Here is a 21725-nt window from a genome sequence, read left to right as displayed (position 1 = left end):
GCAGGAACGACCCATAACGCTCAAAAACTGCCATACTGCTGGCATGTTCTCCACGGTCGCCGTCATCGTCCTGCCGGATCTCGCCCTCTTCGAGTTCGGCGTGGTCTGCGAGGTGTTCGGCGTCGACCGCTCGGCGCTCGGTGTCGGCCTGCCCGCCTTCGACCTCCGCATCTGCACGCCCGTCCCCGGCATGGTCCGGACGTCCTCCGGCGTGTCCCTGCAGGTCGACGACGACCTCTCCGGGGTCGACGACGCGGACCTCGTCATCATGGCGCCCTTCTCGGCCGGGACGGATGTCCCCGCCACCGTCCTTGGGGCCCTGCAGGCCGCGGACCGCCGGGGCGCGCGGATCTTCTCGGTGTGCTCGGGCGCCTTCGCGCTCGCGGAGGCCGGACTGCTGGACGGCCGCTCCGCGACGACCCACTGGCGGTACACGAGCGCCCTCGCCGATGCCTACCCGAGGACCCGCGTGGACGAGAACGTGCTCTACGTGGAGGACGGCAACATCCTCACGAGTGCAGGCACGGCCGCCGGGATCGACGCGAGCCTGCACCTCGTCCGGCAGGCGTTCGGACCGAAGGCCGCGACGGCGATCGCCCGCGGCATGGTGGTGCCCCCGCACCGGGACGGCGGGCAGGCACAGTTCATCGAGCGGCCCATCCCCAGCGAGTGCGGTGCCTCGATGGAGGAACTGCTGGTGTGGCTCGCCGGCCACCTGGACCAGGACATCACCGTGGCGACCCTCGCCCGGCGCCTGCACATGAGCGAGCGCACCTTCGCCCGGCGGTTCCGCTCGGAGACGGGTACCACGCCGGCGGCCTGGCTCACCGGGCAGCGCCTGCTGCGGGCGCAGTCGCTGCTGGAGGAGACGCGGCTGACCATCGACGCCGTCGCCCGTGCGGCCGGCTTCGGGCAGGCGGTGCTGCTGCGCCACCACTTCCAGAAGAGCCTCGGCGTCAGCCCGGCCGCGTACCGCCGCACCTTCCGGGGGTCCGACAGGGACTGCGACCTGGACCTGCACGAGCTCGAGGAGCAGTTCGGCGGACGCGCGCTCAGCCGGTGAGCGCCCGGATGACGAGGAACACCACCGGGAGGTAGAGCACCCCGGCGACGGTCTGGAGCGTGATGGTCGAGGCCATGAGCCGCGCGTCCCCGCCGAGGGCCCGCGCCATGACGTACGCCGAGGACGCCGTGGGCAGGGACAGGAACAGGATCACCGTGGCCGCCGGGTCACCCGTGAGGCCCAGCAGCAGGCATCCGGCGATCCCGAGACCGGGCAGCACCGCGAACTTCACCGCGGTGGCCAGGGCGACGGCGCCCGGGTTCCGGCCGATGCTCCGGAGGTCCAGGGCAGCGCCCACGCAGAGAAGTCCCAACGGCAGCGACGCACTGCCGAGCGCCCGCACGAACTCGGCCACGCCCGGCGGCAGCCCCGCACCCGACACGTTCAGCAGGATCCCCACGACGCAGCCCAGGATCAGCGGGTTGGTGGCGATGCTCCGGACCGTGCCGGCGAGCGTCAGCCGCTCCGCCCCGTAGCGCGCGAACCCGAGCGTGCACAGGACGTTGACGAGCGGCACGAGGACGGTGTTCGCGATGGCGGCGAGCGCGACGCCGCCGGGTCCGAAGAGGGCGAGGGCGATCGACAGGCCGAGGTAGTTGTTGAACCGGATGCTGCCCTGCAGCACGGACGTGAACGCGGGTCCGTCGAGGTCCAGCCACCGCTGCGCGACCACGAGCCCGAGCGCCGTCACGACGACCGGCCCGGCGAGGACCGGCGCCATCAGGGCGATCGGCAGGCCCGCGAGATCCGCCGTCGCGGTGCCGCTGATGAACAGCGCGGGCAGCAGGACGAAGTAGCAGAGGCGCTCAGCGGGCGCCCAGAAGGCGGGCGCCAGGAACCTGCGGGCCCGGAGGGCGTAGCCGAGCGCGATCAGCCCGATGACCGGGCCGAGCGCCACGAGGGTCTGCAGGATCATGCGGCCCCACCCCCGGGGAGGACCGGGCCGATCACCAGCCCTGGGCCGTGAGCCAGTCGGCGGCGAGCCGGGGCCACTGCTCGGCGGCACCGGCGTCTTCCGCCAGCCCGAGGCCGTGCTCGCCCTCGGCGAACACGTGCAGGGCGTGCGGGACGAAGTGCGCGGCGAGCGCCTGCCCCAGCAGGTACGCGTGCTCCACGGGCACGGCCTCGTCCTCGGCGGTGTGCCAGATGAAGAAGGGCGGCGCGTCCGCCGTCACGAGGCGGTCCAGGGAGGTGGCGGCGCGGAGCTCCCCGCCGGCGTCGGGCCCGAGCAGTTCGTCCTGTGAGCCGCGGTGCGTCGCGAGCTCCATCGACACCACGGGGTAGCAGAGGACGGCGGCGTCGACCCCCTCCACGGCGTCCGCCGACGCCGTCAGCGCCGCGTGCCCGGCGAGGTGCCCGCCCGCGGAGAACCCGAGGAGGGCCAGCCGCTCGACGCCGGCGGCGCGGACGCGGCGGATCTCCTCACGGACGGCGTCGAGCGGGCCCGGGTGCCGGGTCTGCACGGGGTAGTAGAAGACACCGGCCGAGAGGCCGAGCGAGCGCAGCCGCTCCGCGATGACCTCGCTCTCGGTGTCGGACAGCATGCCGTAGCCGCCTCCGGGCAGGACGATGACGTGTGACGACTCCATCCCTCCACCGTACTGGGCGGCACGCGGGGAACCACGCCCACCACGGGCAGCCGGCCGCGCACGCCCCGTCGATGCCGGGCCGCCGGGGCTGCGCACATGGACCGCCTGACGAAGAAAGCCCCTGGCCGAAGGGCCAGGGGCTTTTCGTGGAGCGGTCCGGACGTCGTGTCAGCCCTCGCACTCGGTGCAGTACTTGTCGCCGTTCTTCTCGCGCGCAAGCTGGCTGCGGTGGTGGACCAGGAAGCAGGACATGCAGGTGAACTCGTCCTCCTGCTGCGGGATGACCTGGATGAGGAGTTCCTCGTGGGAGAGGTCGGCCCCGGGGAGGTCGATCCCTTCGGCGGTCTCGCCGTCCTCGACATCGATCAACGCGGTTTGCGTGGTCGCGCTGCGCTGTGCCTGGATAGCCTCGAGGGACTCGTTGGCTGGCTGGTCTTCCGGACGGACGCGTGGTTCGTCGTAGTCGGTTGCCATGGGGGTAGATCTCCTTCTGTGGGCGGGAATACGCCCAGATGCCACTCTCAACCTCGGGGGAGGCGGAAGTATTCCATATACCGGGAGCAATATACCGGCTGGAACTGGATCTTTTCTCCACGCCCCGATCGCCCGCCGCTCCGCGCCCCGATGTGACGGACCGGGGCCGCGCGTGCTACGCAGCCGGCCGGGCAGCGCCGTCGTAGGGTTGGTTCCGATCCCATTCCCCGACGGTCCCAGGAGTTCCCATGGCAGTGGCAATCGATCTCAGCGGCAGGACGGCGCTCGTCACGGGGTCCACGCAGGGCATCGGGATGGCGATCGCGGCGGGCCTCGCGTCCGCGGGCGCCCGCGTGGGGGTGAACGGCCGCAGCAACCGCGGGGTCGTCCGCGCCATGGAGACCATCCGCCAGGACGTGCCCGACGCCGACCTCGTGGCCGTCGCGGCCGACGTCACGACGGAGGAGGGCGTCGCCACGGCACTGGGCGTCCTGCCCGCCGTGGACATCCTCATCAACAACCTCGGGATCTTCGGTGCACAGCCGGCGCTGGAGATCGACGACGCCGAATGGCGCCGCTACTTCGAGGTCAACGTCCTCACCGCCATCCGCCTCACCCGCTCCTACCTGCCCGGCATGATCGATGCCGGCTGGGGCCGCGTCCAGTACATCGCGAGCGACTCCGCCGTCGCCATCCCCGCCGAGATGATCCACTACGGCGTGTCCAAGACGGCACTGCTGGGGGTCTCGCGCGGCTTCGCGAAGGAGGCCGCCGGCACGGGTGTGACGGTGAACTCGATCATCGCGGGCCCCACCCACACCGGCGGGGTCGAGGACTTCGTCTACCAGCTCGTGGACAAGGACCTCGGGTGGGAGGACGCGCAGCGGCAGTTCATGAGGGACCACCGACCGCAGTCGCTGCTGCAGCGCCTGATCGAGCCGCGCGAGATCGCGAACATGGTGACCTACCTCGCCTCCCCGCTCGCCTCGGCCACCACGGGCGCGGCGGTCCGCGTGGACGGCGGGTACGTGGACGCCATCCTCCCGTGAGCCGCACCGCGGTCCTCACCCCGAACGGCGCGCTCGAGCCCGGCCCGCTGGCGGCGATCCTCGCGAACCACGCCATCCCGGGCTGCGAGATCACCGGCTCGGGCGTGTCCGGCGCCACGCACACGCGCCTGCTTCCGACGCCGGGGGGCCCGCGCCGCGTCACCGTCACCGTCCGGTCCGGCGACGTGACGCTCACCGCGGACACGGACGACGACGACGAGTTCGCGGAGCTCGTGCGCACCACGCGGACGTGGCTGGACCTCGACACGGACGTCGCAGCCGTCGCCCGCACGTTCGACGGCGACCCGCTCCTCGGCCCGCTTGTCCGCCGCCGCCCGGCCCTCCGCGCCGTCGGCTATCCGGAGGCCTTCGAGGCCGCGATCATGACGGTCCTCGGACAGCAGGTGTCGGTGGCCGCGGGCGGCACGTTCGGCGGAAGGCTCGCTGCCGCCTACGGGACGCCGACCGACGCCGGCCTCACGCTGTTCCCCACGCCGCAGGCCATCGCCGCGGCTCCGCACGAGGAGCTGCGGGCCGCCGTCGGCGTGACCCGGGCGCGGGCCGCGACGGTGCAGAACGTAGCGCGCGCCGTCGCCGGCGGCCTGGCGCTCGACCCCGCCGGCGACCACGCGATGCTGCGGAAGGACCTGCTCGCCATCCCGGGGATCGGCCCGTGGTCCGCCGACTACCTGGCCGTGCGTGTCCTGCGGGACCCCGACGCCTTCACACCCGGCGACCTCGTGGCACGCCGCGCCATGGGCGACCCGACCATCCGGGACGCCGAGCGGCTGTCGGAGGCCTGGCGCCCCTACCGCGCCTACGCGCTGTTCCACCTCTGGACCGCGGCCACGTACAGCGGGGCCTAGGCGGCAGCCCGCCCGTCACTGCGCAGGGCGATCTCCAGTTCGAAGCGTGCCTTCGGGTCCTTCAGCTCGTCGCCGAACAGCTCCCGGAGCTGCTGGACGCGGTAGCCGACCGTCTGACCGTGGATGCCGAGCTCCTCCGCGATGGGCGCCCGCTGCCCCCAGTGCCGGAGCCAGGCGAGCAGGGTCTTCTCGAGCTTGGCGCGCTGGCCGTCGGGCAGGCCGGCCAGCGGGGCGAGTCTCCGACGGGCCAGCTCCCGGATCGCCGAGGGTTCCGCGGCGAGGACCACCTCGGTCATGTGCTCGTCCGCCCACACCGGCGACTCGTCGCTGCCCTCGCGCGGCGGCAGCATGGAGGCTGCCAGCACCGCCAGGCGCAGCGACTGCGCCACCTGCTCGAGGCCGCCCGCAGGGCCGATGGCCGCGCCGCGTCCCATGAGCACGCGGTCGAGCTCCGCCCGCTGCCGCGGCCCCCGATCGGGCACGAGGGCGACGGCGTCGGTCTCACGCTCGACGACGATCGCCCCCGGCCCGAGCCGCTGGCGGATACCGTCGGCGTGTTCGAGCGGCAGCGTGACCACGACCACCTGCACGGGCACCACCCAGTCGGCGAGCGACGCCGCCTGCCGCAGGGCCGTTTCGTCCGCCTGCCCGAGCAGCAGCAGCTCCAGCAGCTCGGCACGACGCCGGTCCACGGCCCCGGCGCGTTCGGACTGCTCGAAGGCATAGGCCTCGGCGCTCACCGCCGACAGTTCGTCGATGTAGGCCATGATCGATTCGCCGAGGTCCACCACGACGGCCGACCCGAGGCCCGCCTCCATCGAGCGGCGCGACATCTCACGGAACGTGACACGCGCCCCCATGCGATAGGCACCGAGCAGCGCATCCATGCTGCGCCCCTGGCGGAACTCGCCCCTGCCGAGTCCCGCGACCAGCGGCCGGCTCTGCTCGGACAGGGCGGGCAGGCTGGTGCCGGGCAGCTCGAGGAACCGGTCCAGCGCCGCAGCCACGCCCCGGCGCAGGCCTCGCCCGAAGTTGCCCTCGATGGGCCGCGCGTAGGCCGGGACGAGCTGCGGGACGGCCTCGATGATCGCTTCCACGAGGTCCGGGGTCAGCGGCCGCAGCCGGTCGCTCACCTCGGGAGGAAGAGCGAGCCAGGGCGGTTCCGGCGGCGCCGCCATCACCTCGTCGGACCCCACAGAACCAGCCCCAATCTATCTCGCAGAGATAATAGTTATTGGTCAAGTGTACGGCCCGGGTGCAGCTTTTTATCCGGATAGGCCATACCATTGGTTGAATGATCCGGTTTTCGAAGCTGGCGCGCGTCACCGCCGCGCTCACCACGCCGCTCACCGCGGAAGACTTCCTCGCGCTCTTCAACCCGGTGTACTCGTCCCGCCAGCTCCGCGGCATCGTCACGCGCGTGGCGCACGAGACCGAGGACTCGGCCACCATCTACTTCCGCCCCGGCAACGGCTGGCATGCGCACCAGGCCGGGCAGTGGGCGCGTATCGGCGTCGAACTCGACGGCGTCCGCCAGTGGCGCTCCTACTCCCTCAGCAACGCCGCGGGGCACGACCCCGCGATCACCGTCAAGGACGCCGGTGCCGTGTCCCACGTCCTGGTCCGTGACACCAAGCCCGGCGACGTCCTGTTCCTCGCCCCGCCCCAGGGCGACTTCGTGCTCCCCGAGCACCCGCGCTCGCTGCTCATGCTCACGGCCGGCAGCGGCATCACGCCCGTCATGTCGATGATCCGCACGCTGATCCCGCGCAGGCCGGACGCCGACGTGGTGCTGATCAACTCCAACAGCACCCCGGAGAAGAGCCTGTTCCGCGAGGAGCTGGACGAGCTCGCGGACCAGTTCCCCAACCTCACGGTCCGCCACTGGTTCACCAGCGCCCGGGGCCGCCTGCAGTTCACGGCCAGGACCATCGCGGACCTCTGCCCGGACTGGCGTTCGCGTGCCGCCTACGCCTGCGGGCCCGAAGGGTTCCTCAACGACGCCGAGGAGCTGTGGGGGCGTGAAGCGGCCCTCGAGCAGGCACGCACCGTGCCGGACGTCACCGCCGTGGCGGAAGCCGACGCCTCGCGCACCGGCACGCTGACCATCGAGCGGTTCAGCACCGACCTCACGGCGGGCGCCGGGCACGACGGCGGCCTCGTCACCTTCGAACAGTCCGACCGCGAGGTGCAGGCCGACGGCGACACCCCGCTGCTCGACATCGGCGAGGACGCCGGCGTCCTCATGCCGAGCGGCTGCAGGATGGGCATCTGCCACAGCTGCCTCATCCCGCTCCGCGCCGGCCAGGTCCGCGACCTGCGCACCGGCGAGCTGCACAACACCCCCGGACAGCTCATCCAGACCTGCGTCTCGGCAGCTGCCGGGCCCGTGAACCTCGACCTGTAGCCCCCCACCGAAGGAGCACCCCATGACCGACACCCTGACCCGCCCCGGCGCCCTCGCGGCATCGGGCCACCCCCTGGTCCGCCCCGACGCCGCGAAGCACCTGACGGACGAGCAGGTCGAGGAGCTGGGCCGCGAACTCGACGCCGTCCGCGACGACATCCTGGCCAAGCGCGGCGCCACCGACGCCGCGTACATCCGCCGCGTGATCAAGCTGCAGCGCTCGCTCGAGTTCGCCGGGCGCGGCACCCTCCTGTTCAGCAAGTACAAGCCGGCCTGGTTCGCCGGCACGGCCATGCTGAGCCTCGCCAAGATCCTCGAGAACATGGAGATCGGGCACAACGTGCTGCACGGCCAGTGGGACTGGATGCGCGACCCGGACATCCACTCCACCACCTGGGAGTGGGACTTCGTCACGCCGGCGCGCTCCTGGCAGCACACGCACAACGACCTGCACCACCGCTGGACCAACGTCATCGGCAAGGACAGGGACATCGGATACAACCTGCTCCGCATGGACCCCGACCAGCCGTGGCGCCCGTTCAACCTCGGCAACCCCCTGTACAACGCCGTCCTGGCGCCGGTCTTCGAGTGGGGCATCGCCCTGTACGACCTCGAGATCCCCGAGTACAAGGAGGGCCTGAAGTCCAAGGAGGCCATGAACCGCGACCTCAAGGCCGTGGGCGTCAAGGTGGTCAAGCAGTTCTCCAAGGACTACGCCGCCACGCCCGCCGTCGCGATGCTGACCGGCTCCGGCAAGCAGGCCCTGTACGGCACCCTCGCCGCCAACGCCATCCGCAACTTCTGGGCGCACGCGGTCATCTTCTGCGGCCACTTCCCCGACGGGACGGACACGTTCACGGAGGAGGAGGTCGACGGCGAGACGCGCGGCGACTGGTACGTCCGCCAGATGATCGGCTCGGCCAACATCTCCGGTTCGAAGCTCATGCACTTCCTCACGGGCAACCTGTCCCACCAGATCGAGCACCACTGCTTCCCGGACCTGCCGTCCAACCGGTACGCCGAGGTGGCGGTCAGGGTCCGCGAGATCTGCACCCGCTACAAGCTCCCCTACACCACGGGCCCCCTGCCCAAGCAGGTCGGCTCCACCTGGGCGAAGATCTTCAAGCTCGCCCTCCCGCCCCGCAAGGCGAAGACCGCGACGGCGTAGACACCGCGCACGCACGAAGGCGCCGTCGTCCCGAAAGGGGACGGCGGCGCCTTCCTGCGTCAGGCGGCGGCGCCCTGCTCGGCGAGGATGGCGTCCACCTGCCCGAGGGCGCCCTTCAGGCCCTCCTCCATGCCCATCCCGACCATCTGGTCGAGCTGCTCGAGGGACTCGAACCCGGTCACCAGGGTCATGCGGGTGCGGCCGCCGAGGTCCTCGAGCGTGACGACGGCGTGCGTCCGGCCGAGCTCGTCCATCGGCTCACGGTTCTCGTTCGCGAAGCCGTCGTCGAACGAGAGGCGCGTGGGGGCGTCGATGCCGGTGATCACCCACCACCCGTGCGCCTTCTCGCCGTCGGGCCCGGTCATGTAGTACTCCGCGCGCCCGCCGACCGCGAAGTCGTAGGTGTCGAACGTCGCGGGCCAGGTGGGCGGGCCCCACCACCGCTCGAGCTGACGGGGATCCTCCCAGATCCGCCAGACCCGCTTCACGTCGGCGTCGAACTCGGCGACGATCCGGAAGTTGAGCTCCTGTGTGTCCTTGTCTGCGCTGATGATCGCCATGATGCTGCCTCCCTAGTTCCGATCCTCGTCTTCGGCGAGGATGTCCTCGATCCGGTCGACCCGCTGCCGCCAGATCCTCTCGTAGTCGTCGAGCAGGCGGCGGGCCCTCTGCACGCCGTCGACCTCTCCTCGCACGATCTGCTCCCGTCCGCGCTTCTCCTTGGTGACGAGTGATGCCCGCTCGAGCACGGCCACGTGTTTCTGCACGGCGGCGAAGCTCATGGCGTACTGCTCGGCGAGTCGGGATACCGAAGAATCGGCGACCAGGACGCGCGCCACGATGTCCCTCCGTGTCGCATCGGCGAGTGCCTGGAACAGGCGGCTCACCTCGTCCTCGTGCAACTGATCTACAACCATGTGGTTGTACGTTACGCCTGCTGCAGGGACCCGTCAACACCCCACGGGCATCCCGTGCGTCGCGGCACGGGACCGGTCGCGCAGTGCCCGCCGGCGGTCGCCGCCGCCGGGAGCGCCGCCGCGACCGGTCAGGAGGTCGGCGTGACACCCGTTATGGCGGCCCTCCCGGGAGCCTGCAAGACTGGGCCCATGACCCGCGGAATCTATGTGAGCGCCATGACCAACGGCTCCGGCAAGGCCCTGATCTCCCTGGGCCTCGCCGACATGCTGCACCGGCACGCCGACCGCGTGGGCTTCTTCCGGCCCATCGTCGAGGGCAGCGACCCCGCCGAGGACCCGATGGTGGGCCTCATGCAGCGCGCCTTCGACCTCCCCGCGAGCCGCGCCCGCGGCGGGCTGACCCGGGCCGAGGCACGCGCCCTGCTCGTCGCCGGCGACCGCGCCGAGATCGACGCGCGCTGCGTCGCGATCTACAGCGAGATCGCCGCGGAGTGCGACGTCGTCATCGTGGAGGGAACGGACCTCTCCGGCAATGACGCCGCCGTCGAGTTCGACCTCAACGCACGCCTCGCCAACAACCTCGGCGCCATGGTGCTCGCGGTCGTCAGCGCCAAGGACATGTCCGTGGACGAGGCCGCCGACGCCGTCGACGTGGCCCGCCGCGAACTCGACGCCGCCAAGGTGTCCCTCCTCGCGATGATGGTCAACCGCGCGGCGGACGACGCCGTCGCGGCCATCAGCGAGCACGTGCGGCCCGGGAGGTCCGGGCGTCCCGTCTACGTGATCCCGGAGCTCGCCGAGATCTCGCAGCCCACCGTCGCCGAGGTGTCCGTCGCACTCGGCGCCCGGCAGATCGCCGGCAACTCCAACCTCGAACGCGATGTCACCAGCATCCGCGTGGCCGCCATGAACGTGGGCAACTTCCTGCATCTGCTGAAGGACGGCGCCCTCGTGATCGTGCCGGGCGACCGCGCCGACGTGCACGTGGCGACCCTCGCCTCGTCGTTCTCCCCCGAGTTCCCCGTGCCGTCCGGCATGATGCTGACAGGCGGGCTCGCCCCCGAACCCAGCATCCTCGCCCTCCTCGCCCAGGCGCCGTTCCCCGTCTTCGCGCTCGACGACGACACCTACACCGCGGCACGCCGCGTCAGCGAGGTGCGGGGTGAGATCGCCAGCGGACTGCGCCGCAAGGCCGCCGCCGCCCTCGGCGCCTGGTCCCGGCAGGTGGACGAGAACGAACTGCTGGAGCGCCTCGAACTGCCCCGCCCCGTCAGCATGACCCCGCTGCGCTTCCTCCACGAGCTCATCCAGCGGGCCCGGGCCGAGCGCAGGCACATCGTGCTCCCGGAGGGCGAGGACGTCCGGGTGCTGAAGGCCGCCGAGATCCTGCACCGCCGGGACGTCTGCGACCTCACGATCCTCGGCCCCGAGGCGAAGGTGCGGGAACTGGCCACCGGGCAGGGCATCGACCTCTCCGGGATCACACTGATCGATCCGGCCACCTCCGGGCTGCGCGACGAGTTCGCGGCCGAGTACGCCCGCCTCCGCGCGCACAAGAACGTCTCCCTCGACCAGGCCCGCGAACGCATGCTCGAAGGCGCATATTTCGGCACCATGATGGTGCAGCTCGGGCGGGTGGACGGCATGGTCTCGGGCGCCGCCCACACGACGGCCAACACCATCCGTCCCGCGCTCGAGTTCGTGAAGACGAAGGACGGCGCGAAGATCGTCTCCTCCGTGTTCCTCATGCTCCTTCAGGACCGCGTACTCGTGTACGGGGACTGCGCCGTCAATCCGGACCCCGACGACGAGCAGTTGGCGGACATCGCCGTGGCTTCGGCGGAGACCGCGGCGCAGTTCGGCGTGGAACCCCGGATCGCCATGCTCTCCTACTCCACGGGCGAGTCGGGCTCCGGCGGTGCCGTGGACGAGGTGCGCCGCGCCACGGAGATCGTCCGGCGGCAGCGGCCGGACCTCGCCGTGGAAGGCCCCATCCAGTACGACGCCGCCGTCGACGCCTCCGTCGCGGCGTCCAAGCTCCCCGGCTCGACGGTGGCCGGGCAGGCGACGGTGTTCATCTTCCCGGACCTCAACACCGGCAACAACACCTACAAGGCCGTGCAGCAGTCGGCCGGTGCGGTCGCCGTCGGGCCCGTGCTCCAGGGCCTGCGCAAACCGGTCAACGACCTCTCACGCGGCTGCACCGTGGAGGACATCGTCAACACGGTGGCCATCACCGCCGTCCAGGCCCAGCAGCCCACTTCCTGACCACCTCGTGACCACCGCACGCCCTCTCCCCGACAGGACCCCATGATCATCCTCGTCATCAACTCCGGCTCGTCCTCGCTCAAGTACCAGGTCCGCGAGGGCGACGACGTCCTGGCGGAAGGGCTCGTGGAGCGCATCGGCGAGGCCGAGGTACCCGATCACGCAGCGGCCCTGGACCGCGTGGACGGCGAGGTCGCGGCGGCTCTCGGAGACCGCACGATCGACGCCGTCGGGCACCGCGTGGTGCACGGCGGGGAGCGCTTCAGCGAGCCCGTGCTCATCGACAACGAGATCACCCGGGCCATCGAGCGCCTCAACCCGCTCGCACCCCTGCACAACCCCGCTGCCGTCACCGGCATCCGGGCCATCACCGAGAAGTGGCCGGGCATGCCGCAGGTGGCCGTGTTCGACACCGCGTTCCACCGGACCCTGCCCGAGCACGCCTGGCGGTACGCCGTCCCCGACGAGCTCTACCGGAGGTTCGGTATCCGCCGGTACGGCTTCCACGGCACGTCGCACGCCTACGTGGCACGTGGCGCGGCGGCGCTGCTCGGCGAGGAGAGGTTCACCGGGGTGATCGCGCACCTCGGCAACGGCGCCTCGGTCACCGCCGTGCGCGACGGCGAGAGCATCGACACGTCCATGGGGTTCACGCCCCTCGAGGGACTGGTCATGGGTACGCGGTCGGGCGACATCGACCCGTCGATCCTCCTGTTCCTGCTCCGCGAGGGCTACTCGGAGCAGGACCTGGACACACTCCTCAACCGCAACAGCGGGCTCAAGGGCCTGACCGGCACGAACGACATGCGCTCGGTGACCGAGGCCGCGGACGGCGGCGACCAGCGGGCGGGACTCGCGCTCGAGGTGGCCTCCTACCGGCTGGCGAAGTACGTGGGCGGGTACCACGTGGCGGTCGGCGGCGCACGCGCGCTCGTCTTCACCGCGGGGATCGGCGAGAACTCGGCCACCTTCCGCAGCGCCGTCGTCTCGAAGCTCGGCGCCCTGGGCCTCGAACTCGACGAGGAGAAGAACCGCGAGCGCAGCAAGGAGGCCCGCTCCATCAGCACGCAGGCATCGGCCTTCCCCGTCCTCGTGGTGCCCACCGACGAAGAGGCGGCGATCGCGGAGGCGACGGCCGCCGTCGTCGACGCCTCGTAGCGCGCCGCTCCGGCAGACTGGAGCCATGACGATCCGCATCGCCCTCCTGTTCGTGCTGGCCGCCGTCGCGGAGATCGGCGGGGCGTGGCTCATCTGGCAGGCCGTCCGCGAGGGGAGGCCCTGGTGGTGGGCGGGACTGGGCATCATGGCGCTCGGTGCGTACGGGTTCGTGGCGACGCTGCAGCCCGACGCGCACTTCGGGCGGATCCTCGCCGCCTACGGCGGCATCTTCGTGGCGGGGTCGCTGGCGTGGGGCGTCCTCGTGGACGGCTTCCGGCCCGACCGCTGGGACCTCATCGGTTCGGCGGTCTGCCTGGTCGGTGTCGCGCTCATCGTGTTCGTGCCGCGGCCGACGGCCTGACCCGCTCCTACGCCGCACCCAGCAGCCGCGCCAGGCCGGCGGCGAGAGCACCGACGGCGACGACGGCGAGGAACGGCGCCCGCAGCCTGAGGGCCACGGCGGCGGCCAGCAGGGCGACCACGCGGGCGTCGACCACGAGCTGCTGACCCGACGCGAACGTGTTGACGGCCGTCAGCGCGGCCAGCAGGCCGATGGTCAGGGACCCCGCGACGCGCAGCATCCGCGGGTTGTCGAGCAGCTTCGCGGGCACCAGGTAGCCGGCGAACTTCGTGGCGACCGATACCGCGCACGCCAGCAGGATCCACCCCCACAGGTTCATGCGTCCCCCCGCGGCGGGCGGGCAGGGCGGGCGGGGCCGGAAGGGTACGGCTCGACGTCGGGCTCGAGCCCTTCCGTGGCGGGGCCGAGACCCGCGAGCCCGAGGACCGCGGCCACGACGGCCGCGATGAGGATCGGGACTCCCGCGGGCACGAGCGGGACGGCGACGAGCGTCACCACGGCGCAGACGACGGCGATCGCGGCCGGTTCCCTCGTCCGGATCCGGGGCCACAGCAGCCCGAGGAACGCGGCCACCGCGGCGCCGTCGAGCCCCCAGCGGGCGGGGTCACCCATGGCGTTGCCCGCGAGCGCCCCGACGAGCGTGAAGAGGTTCCACAGCACGAACACGCCGACGCCGGCAGCCCAGAACCCGCGGCGCTGCTCGTCCGGGTCGGTCTGGCCCGTGGCCGTGGCCACGGACTCGTCGATGGTCAGGTGCGCGGCGGGCAGCCTCCGCCACCGGGCGGGGCGCAGCAGCACGTTGATCTGCATCCCGTAGACGCCGTTGCGGATGCCGAGCAGGGCGGCTGCGGACATCGCCGAGAACCCGCTCCCACCGCCCGCGACGACGCCGATGAACGCGAACTGCGATCCACCGCTGAACAGGAGCAGGCTGAGGGCCATGGTCTGCAGCAGATCGAGGCCGGCGGCGACGGACAGCGCGCCGAACGAGAGACCGTAGAGACCGGTCGCCACGGCGACCGAGAGGGCCACACGGACCGCCGGGGATTGGAGAAGCACCACCGGACAAGGCTAGGCGAGGCCGTCCTCGGCTTCCCATCTGTGACGAACCGGTGAATAGTAGGAAAGGAAAGCCTACTTACTACCCAGGGAGCACCACATGAAGGCAGTGACATGGCAGGGCAAGCGCAACGTCAGCGTCGAGAACGTGCCCGATCCCACGATCCAGGAACCCACCGATGCGATCATCCGCATCACCTCGACCGCGATCTGCGGCTCCGACCTGCACCTCTACGAGGTCCTCGGCCCCTACATGCACAAGGGCGACGTGCTCGGGCACGAGCCGATGGGCATCGTCGAGGAGGTCGGTGCGGGCGTCACGAATCTGAAGGTCGGTGACCGCGTGGTGGTGCCGTTCAACATCTCCTGCGGGTACTGCTTCATGTGCACCCGCGGGCTGCAGTCCCAGTGCGAGACCACCCAGGTGCACGAGAAGGGGTCCGGCGCGGCACTCTTCGGCTTCTCGGAACTGTACGGCTCCGTGCCGGGCGGGCAGGCCGAGTACCTGCGCGTACCCTTCGCCGACTACGGTCCCGTGAAGGTCGGCTCCGAGCTGCCGGACGAACGCTACCTCTACCTCTCGGACATCCTGCCCACGGCCTGGCAGGGCGTACAGTACGCGGACGTCCCGGAAGGCGGCGTCCTCGCGGTCTACGGCCTCGGCCCCGTGGGCCAGTTCGCCGCGCGCATCGGCAAGTACCTCGGCCACCGCGTGATCGCCGTCGAACCCGTCCCCGAGCGCCGCGCCATGGCCAAGCGCCACGGCATCGAGACCATCGACTTCACGAAGAACACCGCCGAGGAGCTCCGCAGCATGACCAACGGCCGCGGGCCGGATGCGATCGTCGACGCCGTCGGCATGGAGGCGCACGGCTCCCCCGTCGGCGCCTTCGCGCAGAACGCCGTCGGCATCCTGCCGGACAGGGTCGCCCAGAAGGTCATGGAGACCGGCGGCAGCGACCGCGTGGCGGTCCTCCACTCCGCGATGGACGCCGTCCGTCGCGGCGGCACGGTCTCCCTCAGCGGCGTCTACGGGGGATCGGCGACGCCCATGCCGCTGATGAGCATGTTCGACAAGCAGGTCCAGTTCCGCATGGGCCAGTGCAACGTGCGCCGCTGGACCGATCAGCTGCTCCCGATCGTCGAGGAGCCCTCGGATCCGCTGGGCGTCACGGACCTCATGACGCACGAGGTCTCGATCGACGAGGCGCCGGCCGCCTACAGGAATTTCCAGAAGAAGACGGACGGCACCATCAAGGTGGTCCTGAAGCCGCAGGGCGTCACCGTCTAGCAGGCAGGAACAGCCCGGAACGACGGCGGGAGCCCGGTCATGCGGCCGGGCTCCCGGTGCGTCCGGTGGCTGCTACTCCCGCGCGATCAGCTCGTGCGGATCCGCCTCGCCGCGGGCCAGCTGCAGCGCATCGGCAGCACGCACGAGGGCGAGGTGGGAGAAGGCCTGCGGGAAGTTGCCCGCCATGCGCCCGTTCTCGGCGTCGTACTCCTCCGAGAGCAGGCCCAGCTCGTTGGAATACCCGACGAGCTGGTCCATGAGGCGTGCCGCCTCGTCGAGCCGGCCGCCATGCGCGTACTGCTCCACGAGCCAGAAGGAGCACGCGAGGAACGGGTGCTCGCCGGGTTCCAGGCCGTCGTCGGACTCGCCCGTCCGGTACCGCAGCAGCAGGCCCTGGGGATTCAGCAGATGCTGCTCGATCCGCTCGACCGTGCCCAGCATCATCGGGTCGTCGTAGTCGATGAACCCCACCTGCGGGAGCTGCAGCAGGGAGGCGTCCACCTCCGTGCCGTCGTAGACCTGCGTGAACGAGTTGAGTTCCCGATCGAACCCGTGCTCGAGGATCTCCGTGCGCAGCCCGTCGCGCAGGCCGATCCAGTGGTCCAGCGGGCCCGGGAGTCCGTGGTCCCGGACGGCGCGCACGGCGCAGTCGAACGCCGCCCACATCATCACGCGGGAGTGCGTGAAGTACTGCAGGTCGCCGCGCATCTCCCAGATGCCGTGGTCCCGGTCGTCCAGGTGCTTCTCCGCGAAGCCCAGCAGCGATCGCTGCAGCGGCCAGGAGAAGCTGTCCTCGGTCACACCGTGGCCGCGCAGCTTCTCCAGAGCCACCATGACCTCGCCGACCACGTCCGCCTGGTACTGGTCCACCGCGCCGTTGCCGATGCGCACCGGCACCGAGTCGGCGTAGCCCGGCAGGTGGCCGAGCTCGCGTTCCGGCAGGTGGCGCTCCCCGGCGAGCCCGTACATGATCTGCAGGTCCTCGGGGTCGCCCGCGACCGCCCGCAGCAGCCAGTTCCGCCACTCGAGTGCCTCCTCGGCGAAGCCGTGGGTCATCATGGCCTCGAGGGTCAGCGCCGCGTCGCGCAGCCAGCAGAACCGGTAGTCCCAGTTGCGGGCCCCGCCGAACTGCTCGGGCAGCGACGTGGTGGGGGCCGCCACGATCCCGCCCGTGTCCTCGTGGGTGAGCGCGCGGAGCACGAGCAGCGAGCGCTGCACGGCGTCGGCGTACTCGCCGTCCCCCAGCGTGTTGGCCCCCCAGGCCCGCCAGTAGCTGATGGTGGAGTCCAGGGCCTCGTCGACGTCGAGCGGGGCAGGTGTGTCGCGGTGGGACGGGTACCAGAGCATCTCCAGGTCGACGAGGGAGCCCTCCGTCACGTCGAACGTGCCTTCGTGGCGGCGGTCCGTGGCCCGCAGCCGGGGTCCGCGCAGCGCCAGCGCGTCCGGTCCCGCGATGGCGAGGAGTGTCGGCACGCCGTCCTGCGCGCCCTGGGTGACCCACGGGACCACGTCGCCGTAGCCGAACCGGATCTCCAGCTCCTGGTGGAGGGTGACCGTGCCCCGCAGGCCCTGGATGCGGCGCACCACGTTCGCCCGGCGGTCGGTGACCGGCATGAAGTCCGTGACGAGCGCCTCGCCGTCGGCGGTCCTCCAGTGGGTCTGGAGGACGAAGGTCGAGTCGATGTAGCTGCGGTCCACCACCTCGGCTGCCGGGTCCGCGGGGGCGACGAGCCACCGGCCGTGCCCCGGCGTGCCCAGTAGGGCCGCGAACACCGAGTCGGAGTCGAAGCGGGGGAAGCAGAGCCAGTCCACGCTGCCGCGCCGGGAGATCAGAGCACCGGTGTGGAGATCGGAGAGGAGCGCGTAGTCCTCGATGGGCGATTGCATCTCCCCACTCAACCACAGCGGTCCGGGGACTTCGTGCGCCTACTGTCTGTTGCCCTCGAGCGCGAGCCGGATGCGCGCCGGATAGTCGGAGGTCATCTCCTGTACGCCGAGGTCCGCGAGGAACAGGGCGTCCTCCTCGGTGTTCACCGTCCAGGCCCGTACGCGCATGCCCTCCTGGATCCACCGCCGGATCCGCTCGGGGTGGTCACGTACGTACTCGATGCCGGGGCCCGCGATGCCGACCTCCTGCGCGTCGATCAGTTCCTCGCCCTCCTTCAGAGCGCGCTGCAGCACGGCGATCAGCGCGCCCTCGGCGATCGAGCCGAAGCGCAGGGCGTCACGGACCTCCTGGGGCTCGACGTCCGCGACCAGCTGGCAGAGCATGTGGTGCGGGGCCGATTCCGCGAGCTGCCGGATGGAGTCGGGATTGAAGCTCATGAAGCTGATCTCGATGCCGCCGAGCATCGAGGACTCCGGGTTCCATCCCTCGTCCATGAGGAAGGCGATCAGGGCCTCCTCCAGGCGCAGTCCGAACGGGCTCGGGTGCTTCAGCTCGATGGCGAGGCGGACGGGGCGGCCGGCGTCGTGCAGCAGGGTCAGCAGATCGGCGAGGGTGAGGAACTGCTCGTCCGCCCCGCCGAAGGCGGACGGGATGCCCACGCCCTTCCAGGCGGCCACGTCGAGCATCCGCAGCTCGGCCACGGTGTGGTCGGCGACGTCCCCGGAACCGTTCGTGGTGCGTTCCAGCGTGGTGTCGTGGATGCAGACCAGCTGCCCGTCCCGGCTGAGGTGCACGTCGCACTCCACACCGTCGACGCCGTCCGCGAGCGCCTGGAGGTAGGCGGCGCGCGTGTGCTCGGCGTAGGTGCCGCTGCTGCCGCGGTGGGCGAAGATCACAGGGGGCACTGACCCGCCTTTCCGTCGGAGGTGGTGTGCCTATCACGGTACGTGACCCCGCCGACCGCGTTCCATCGGGCCGCCGCGCTCCGCCGACGCGGACGGCGGCCTCGCTAGACTCGGAGCGTGAATGCTCAGATGACCGGTGCCGACGCCGAGCGGGCCGACGCCCTCCGCCGCATGAAACTGCTGGCGACGGGGCTGCTCGCGGTGATGGCCGCCATCTTCCTGGTGGCCTTCGCCCTGCAGGACACGTACCCGTGGCTCGAGTACGTGCGCGCCGCCGCCGAGGGCGGCATGGTGGGCGCCCTCGCGGACTGGTTCGCGGTCACGGCCCTCTTCAAGCATCCGATGGGGCTGAGGATTCCGCACACCGCGATCATCCCGCGCAAGAAGGACCAGATCGGGGAGTCGCTCGGACAGTTCGTGGAGGAGAACTTCCTGTCCGAGGACGTGGTGCGCGCGAAGCTCGACTCCGCGCGGATCGCCCAGAAGGCGGGTGCCTGGCTCGAGAGGCCCGAGAGCGCCGACCGCGTGGCCGTCGAGGGTGCGGCCCTGATCCGCGGCATGTTCACCGTGCTCAACGACGACGCCGTGCAGGGCGTGATCGAGTCCATGGTCCGCAAGCACCTGCTCGAGCCGCCGTGGGGCCCGCCGATCGGCAGCATCGCAGAGCGCGTCTTCGCCGAAGGGCACCACCACCGGCTGGTGGACCTCCTCGTGGACCGTGCCGGCGACTGGGTGGACGCGAACTACGCGGTGGTCACGCGCGTGGTGGCGCAGCGCTCCCCCACCTGGGTGCCGCGCCTCGTCGACGGCGTGGTCGGCGACCGCGTGCATGCCGAGCTGTCGAAATTCATCCGTGCCGTGCAGGACGATCCGCGGCACGATGTGCGCCTCGCCATCGACAAGTACCTCCGGGACCTCGCACAGGACCTCCAGCACAAGCCCGAGACGATCGCGAAGGCGGAGGAGATCAAGGGGCAGCTGCTCGACGACCCGCGCGTCCGCGATCTCACCGCCCGCACCTGGGCCACCATCAAGAACGCCCTGCTCGAAGCCGTCAACGACCCGGAGAGCGAACTGACGACCAAGTTCAAGGCCGCCGTCCGGGACTTCGGCTCCCGCCTGACGAGCGACGCCGAGCTGGCGGGGAAGGTGAACCGCTGGATCGCCGACGGGGCCTCGTACGCGGTGCGCACCTACCGCAGCGAGATCGCCGGCGTCATCTCCGAGACCGTGGGCCGCTGGGACGCCGAGGAGACGTCCCGCAAGATCGAACTGCAGGTCGGCAGGGACCTGCAGTTCATCAGGATCAACGGCACCGTGGTCGGCTCGCTGGCCGGCCTGGTGATCTTCGCGCTCGCGAACGCGATCTTCGGTTAGGCCCGCTTCTGCCGCGACCCGGGATCGGGAAGCTGCAGCACCTCGGCGAGCTCGCCGGGGATGGTCTGCGGCAACGGCCCGAACGCCTCACGCGTGGTCTTGATGACGCCCTTGCCCATGAGGTGGTTGCCGGTGCCGCCGATCACCGCGCCGGCACCGAACGGCAGGGCACGCCCGAGCATGAATCCGCCCTGCTTGGCCAGGAACTTCTTCAGGAAACGCCGCTGGATGGATCCGGTGACGGTCTTCACGAGCGAGGTCGGCGCGGATCTGTTCACGAGCTGCCCCCAGTACTGGGGTGCACCCTGCCCGGCGGAAGCGCCGAGGATGGAGCGGATCAGGGCGGTGCCCTCCTCGCCCATGAGGATGGCCATCACCATGGCGCGGGACCGCTCCGGGTCCTGGGTGTTGACTCCGTGCAGCTCGGCGATGGATTCGGCATACAGTGCCGTGGCCTCGAGGAACCCGACCGTCGCGGCAGCGGAGAGTCCGAGGGATGCCATGGTGCCGACAGCGGGGACGGCGGCGGTGGCGCCGACGGCGGCACCCGCCAGCGTCGTCGCCCGCAGGTAGTCGCGCTCGAGCAGGCGTGCGAGCTCGGCGGGGGAGGCGTCCGGGTGGCCGCGGCGCAGGCGGTCGAGGTTGGAGAGGATCAGCGGCCGCTGCACGTCGAGGGCCCGCTCGATGCCGCGGAGGATCGCGGGCTTCGGGTTGCCGTCCTTGTCGAACAGCGTCCCGTTGGCAGCCTTGACGGCTGGGTTCTCCTTGTTCCGGCCAAACATCGTGGTCCTTCCGCAGATGGATCGGATTACCCCCGCCAACGAGTCTAGGCGTGGCGTGCCGTGTCGGGTGGGGGTTCTGCTGGTGGCGCATCGTGCAGGGAGGTCGACCAGGGAGGGCGAACAGGAAAGGGCGCCACCGTGGTCGGTGACGCCCTGTCGCAGCTGCTCCCCCCGGTGCAGCTGCTCTGCGGAACTAGACGCGCGAGCCGCGGCGCTTGGTGATGGCGCCGTAGATGACGAGCACGATCAGCGAACCGAGGACGGCGAACAGGATCGACTGGAACGAGAAGGTGCTGCCACCGCTCGTGCCGAAGATGGCCCGGCCGATGAAGCCGCCCACGAAGGCGCCGATGACGCCGAGGATCATCGTGATGAGGATGCCGCCACCCTGCTTGCCGGGCAGGATCAGCTTGGCGAGGGCGCCGGCGAGGAGGCCGAGGATGAGGAAGGCAATGATGTCGATCATAAGGAGCTCCTTGAGTGATTTTCAGTGGCCCCCGCGAGGAGGCGCACTACCTGATAGTCCGATGCACCGCGGTGCAACTTCGCCCTACTGTACTTCATCAGCCTGCTTAGGATGCAATGGTAGCACTACGCTAATCCTGCTTATCAAGCCTTACGTACCGATCTTTTCCGAACCGTTGCGTGGACGCCACCCACAGGCCGCGAAGGCGCAGATCCCCGCCGTGACAGGGAAGACGCCCTATGCTGGCGTGCAGCGGTGCCGCCTCGGGAGGAAGCGGTGCAGGACCTTAACCGCTGGGGAATTCTCCCGAAACACTCGTCACCGCAACCCGAAGGAGTTCTTGTAATGCGAATCGGTTCTTCGATTTTCCTTATTGCACTGGGTGCAATTCTTGCTTTCGCCATTCAGGCGCAGGTCAGCTTCGTGGACATCACGCTCGTGGGCTACATCCTGATGGCCGTCGGCGTGATCGGCCTCATCGCATCCCTGCTGCTGGCGGCACCGCGCCGGCAGAACCGGGTGTCGGAGTCGCGATCCCTCGTCGACCCCGCCACCGGGGAGACCGTCACGCGCCGCGAGACGCGCGACACGGGCCTCTAGCGCCGGACACAGCACCAGGCACAGCACCAGCTGAGTC

General features: G+C 70.7%; 23 protein-coding genes. 11 read left to right on the top strand and 12 right to left on the bottom strand.

The window, feature by feature from the left end; translation table 11 throughout:
- The first annotated feature begins 43 nt into the window (after nt 1-43).
- Entirely contained in the window at nt 44-1063 is a 1020-nt protein-coding gene (locus V6S67_RS00795; RefSeq protein WP_334208431.1) for a GlxA family transcriptional regulator, read from the top strand.
- Here the strand turns inward: V6S67_RS00795 and V6S67_RS00790 are convergent.
- The 3 genes from V6S67_RS00790 to V6S67_RS00780 all read right to left on the bottom strand — a co-directional run bounded on the left by V6S67_RS00790 (nt 1053) and on the right by V6S67_RS00780 (nt 3126).
- Nucleotides 1053-1979 carry an AEC family transporter gene (locus V6S67_RS00790; RefSeq protein WP_334208430.1) on the bottom strand — a complete coding sequence of 309 codons (927 nt, stop codon included), beginning with the start codon at nt 1977-1979 and terminating at the stop codon, nt 1053-1055. The two genes, V6S67_RS00795 and V6S67_RS00790, sit on opposite strands and share 11 nt — an antisense overlap.
- A gap of 31 nt (nt 1980-2010) precedes the next feature.
- Nucleotides 2011-2652: an alpha/beta hydrolase gene (locus V6S67_RS00785; protein ID WP_334208429.1), complete on the bottom strand. Its 642-nt coding sequence runs from the start codon at nt 2650-2652 to the stop codon at nt 2011-2013.
- A gap of 168 nt (nt 2653-2820) precedes the next feature.
- Nucleotides 2821-3126 carry a DUF4193 domain-containing protein gene (locus tag V6S67_RS00780; protein ID WP_104048589.1) on the bottom strand — a complete coding sequence of 102 codons (306 nt, stop codon included), beginning with the start codon at nt 3124-3126 and terminating at the stop codon, nt 2821-2823.
- 254 nt (nt 3127-3380) lie between these two features.
- Here V6S67_RS00780 and V6S67_RS00775 point away from each other — a divergent pair, with 254 nt between their 5' ends.
- Together V6S67_RS00775 and V6S67_RS00770 are read left to right on the top strand one after the other, a co-directional pair.
- Nucleotides 3381-4175 carry an SDR family NAD(P)-dependent oxidoreductase gene (locus V6S67_RS00775; protein WP_334211485.1) on the top strand — a complete coding sequence of 265 codons (795 nt, stop codon included), beginning with the start codon at nt 3381-3383 and terminating at the stop codon, nt 4173-4175.
- Nucleotides 4172-5041: a DNA-3-methyladenine glycosylase family protein gene (locus V6S67_RS00770; protein WP_334208428.1), complete on the top strand. Its 870-nt coding sequence runs from the start codon at nt 4172-4174 to the stop codon at nt 5039-5041. Before V6S67_RS00775 ends, V6S67_RS00770 begins: the two co-directional genes overlap by 4 nt.
- Here the strand turns inward: V6S67_RS00770 and V6S67_RS00765 are convergent.
- Nucleotides 5038-6237 (bottom strand): PucR family transcriptional regulator, encoded by a 1200-nt coding sequence (locus V6S67_RS00765; RefSeq protein ID WP_334208427.1) that lies wholly within the window; start codon nt 6235-6237, stop codon nt 5038-5040. The two genes, V6S67_RS00770 and V6S67_RS00765, sit on opposite strands and share 4 nt — an antisense overlap.
- Before the next feature lie 98 nt (nt 6238-6335).
- Between V6S67_RS00765 and V6S67_RS00760 the strand changes: the two genes are divergently transcribed.
- Nucleotides 6336-7448 (top strand): ferredoxin reductase, encoded by a 1113-nt coding sequence (locus V6S67_RS00760; protein ID WP_334208426.1) that lies wholly within the window; start codon nt 6336-6338, stop codon nt 7446-7448.
- Between the two features lie 22 nt (nt 7449-7470).
- Entirely contained in the window at nt 7471-8616 is a 1146-nt protein-coding gene (locus V6S67_RS00755; RefSeq protein ID WP_334208425.1) for a fatty acid desaturase family protein, read from the top strand.
- A 59-nt stretch (nt 8617-8675) separates the two neighbouring features.
- Here V6S67_RS00755 and V6S67_RS00750 read toward each other — a convergent pair whose 3' ends face one another.
- The gene (locus V6S67_RS00750; RefSeq protein ID WP_334208424.1) at nt 8676-9176 is read right to left on the bottom strand and encodes an SRPBCC family protein; all 501 of its coding nucleotides are present in this window, start codon (nt 9174-9176) and stop codon (nt 8676-8678) included.
- A 12-nt stretch (nt 9177-9188) separates the two neighbouring features.
- Complete coding sequence (locus V6S67_RS00745) at nt 9189-9533, bottom strand: ArsR/SmtB family transcription factor (RefSeq protein WP_334208423.1); 345 nt, start codon at nt 9531-9533, stop codon at nt 9189-9191.
- 189 nt (nt 9534-9722) lie between these two features.
- Between V6S67_RS00745 and pta the strand changes: the two genes are divergently transcribed.
- The 3 genes from pta to V6S67_RS00730 are packed head-to-tail and all read left to right on the top strand — an operon-like array spanning nt 9723 to nt 13320.
- Entirely contained in the window at nt 9723-11801 is a 2079-nt protein-coding gene (pta, locus tag V6S67_RS00740; protein ID WP_334208422.1) for a phosphate acetyltransferase, read from the top strand.
- Between the two features lie 42 nt (nt 11802-11843).
- Entirely contained in the window at nt 11844-12959 is a 1116-nt protein-coding gene (locus V6S67_RS00735; RefSeq protein WP_334208421.1) for an acetate/propionate family kinase, read from the top strand.
- Nucleotides 12960-12984: 25 nt separating this feature from the next.
- Entirely contained in the window at nt 12985-13320 is a 336-nt protein-coding gene (locus V6S67_RS00730) for a YnfA family protein (RefSeq protein ID WP_334208420.1), read from the top strand.
- 7 nt (nt 13321-13327) lie between these two features.
- Here V6S67_RS00730 and V6S67_RS00725 read toward each other — a convergent pair whose 3' ends face one another.
- Both V6S67_RS00725 and V6S67_RS00720 read right to left on the bottom strand, forming a co-directional pair.
- Nucleotides 13328-13639, bottom strand: a complete 312-nt coding sequence (locus tag V6S67_RS00725) for an AzlD domain-containing protein (RefSeq protein ID WP_334208419.1) — start codon at nt 13637-13639, stop codon at nt 13328-13330.
- The gene (locus V6S67_RS00720; protein WP_334208418.1) at nt 13636-14382 is read right to left on the bottom strand and encodes an AzlC family ABC transporter permease; all 747 of its coding nucleotides are present in this window, start codon (nt 14380-14382) and stop codon (nt 13636-13638) included. Before V6S67_RS00720 ends, V6S67_RS00725 begins: the two co-directional genes overlap by 4 nt.
- A gap of 97 nt (nt 14383-14479) precedes the next feature.
- On the opposite strand from V6S67_RS00720, the gene V6S67_RS00715 reads away from it, so the two are divergent.
- Nucleotides 14480-15670, top strand: a complete 1191-nt coding sequence (locus V6S67_RS00715; RefSeq protein ID WP_334208417.1) for a zinc-dependent alcohol dehydrogenase — start codon at nt 14480-14482, stop codon at nt 15668-15670.
- 72 nt (nt 15671-15742) lie between these two features.
- Here the strand turns inward: V6S67_RS00715 and V6S67_RS00710 are convergent, their stop codons facing one another.
- Entirely contained in the window at nt 15743-17575 is a 1833-nt protein-coding gene (locus tag V6S67_RS00710; protein ID WP_334211484.1) for a glycoside hydrolase family 15 protein, read from the bottom strand.
- A 21-nt stretch (nt 17576-17596) separates the two neighbouring features.
- Nucleotides 17597-18463 carry a glycerophosphodiester phosphodiesterase gene (locus V6S67_RS00705; protein ID WP_334208416.1) on the bottom strand — a complete coding sequence of 289 codons (867 nt, stop codon included), beginning with the start codon at nt 18461-18463 and terminating at the stop codon, nt 17597-17599.
- Nucleotides 18464-18592: 129 nt separating this feature from the next.
- Here V6S67_RS00705 and V6S67_RS00700 point away from each other — a divergent pair, with 129 nt between their 5' ends.
- Complete coding sequence (locus V6S67_RS00700; RefSeq protein ID WP_334211483.1) at nt 18593-19840, top strand: DUF445 domain-containing protein; 1248 nt, start codon at nt 18593-18595, stop codon at nt 19838-19840.
- Here V6S67_RS00700 and V6S67_RS00695 read toward each other — a convergent pair.
- Nucleotides 19837-20622: a hypothetical protein gene (locus V6S67_RS00695; protein WP_334208415.1), complete on the bottom strand. Its 786-nt coding sequence runs from the start codon at nt 20620-20622 to the stop codon at nt 19837-19839. The two genes, V6S67_RS00700 and V6S67_RS00695, sit on opposite strands and share 4 nt — an antisense overlap.
- A gap of 193 nt (nt 20623-20815) precedes the next feature.
- Nucleotides 20816-21085 carry a GlsB/YeaQ/YmgE family stress response membrane protein gene (locus tag V6S67_RS00690; protein WP_334211482.1) on the bottom strand — a complete coding sequence of 90 codons (270 nt, stop codon included), beginning with the start codon at nt 21083-21085 and terminating at the stop codon, nt 20816-20818.
- Between the two features lie 348 nt (nt 21086-21433).
- Between V6S67_RS00690 and V6S67_RS00685 the strand changes: the two genes are divergently transcribed.
- Nucleotides 21434-21688 (top strand): DUF6458 family protein, encoded by a 255-nt coding sequence (locus V6S67_RS00685; RefSeq protein ID WP_334208414.1) that lies wholly within the window; start codon nt 21434-21436, stop codon nt 21686-21688.
- Nucleotides 21689-21725: the final 37 nt, after the last annotated feature.

The sequence above is a fragment of the Arthrobacter sp. Soc17.1.1.1 genome (assembly GCF_036867195.1).
Taxonomy (GTDB): domain Bacteria; phylum Actinomycetota; class Actinomycetes; order Actinomycetales; family Micrococcaceae; genus Arthrobacter_D.
The sequence above is the reverse complement of the archived record's forward strand: the minus strand, read 5'-3'. Positions and strand labels throughout refer to the sequence as shown.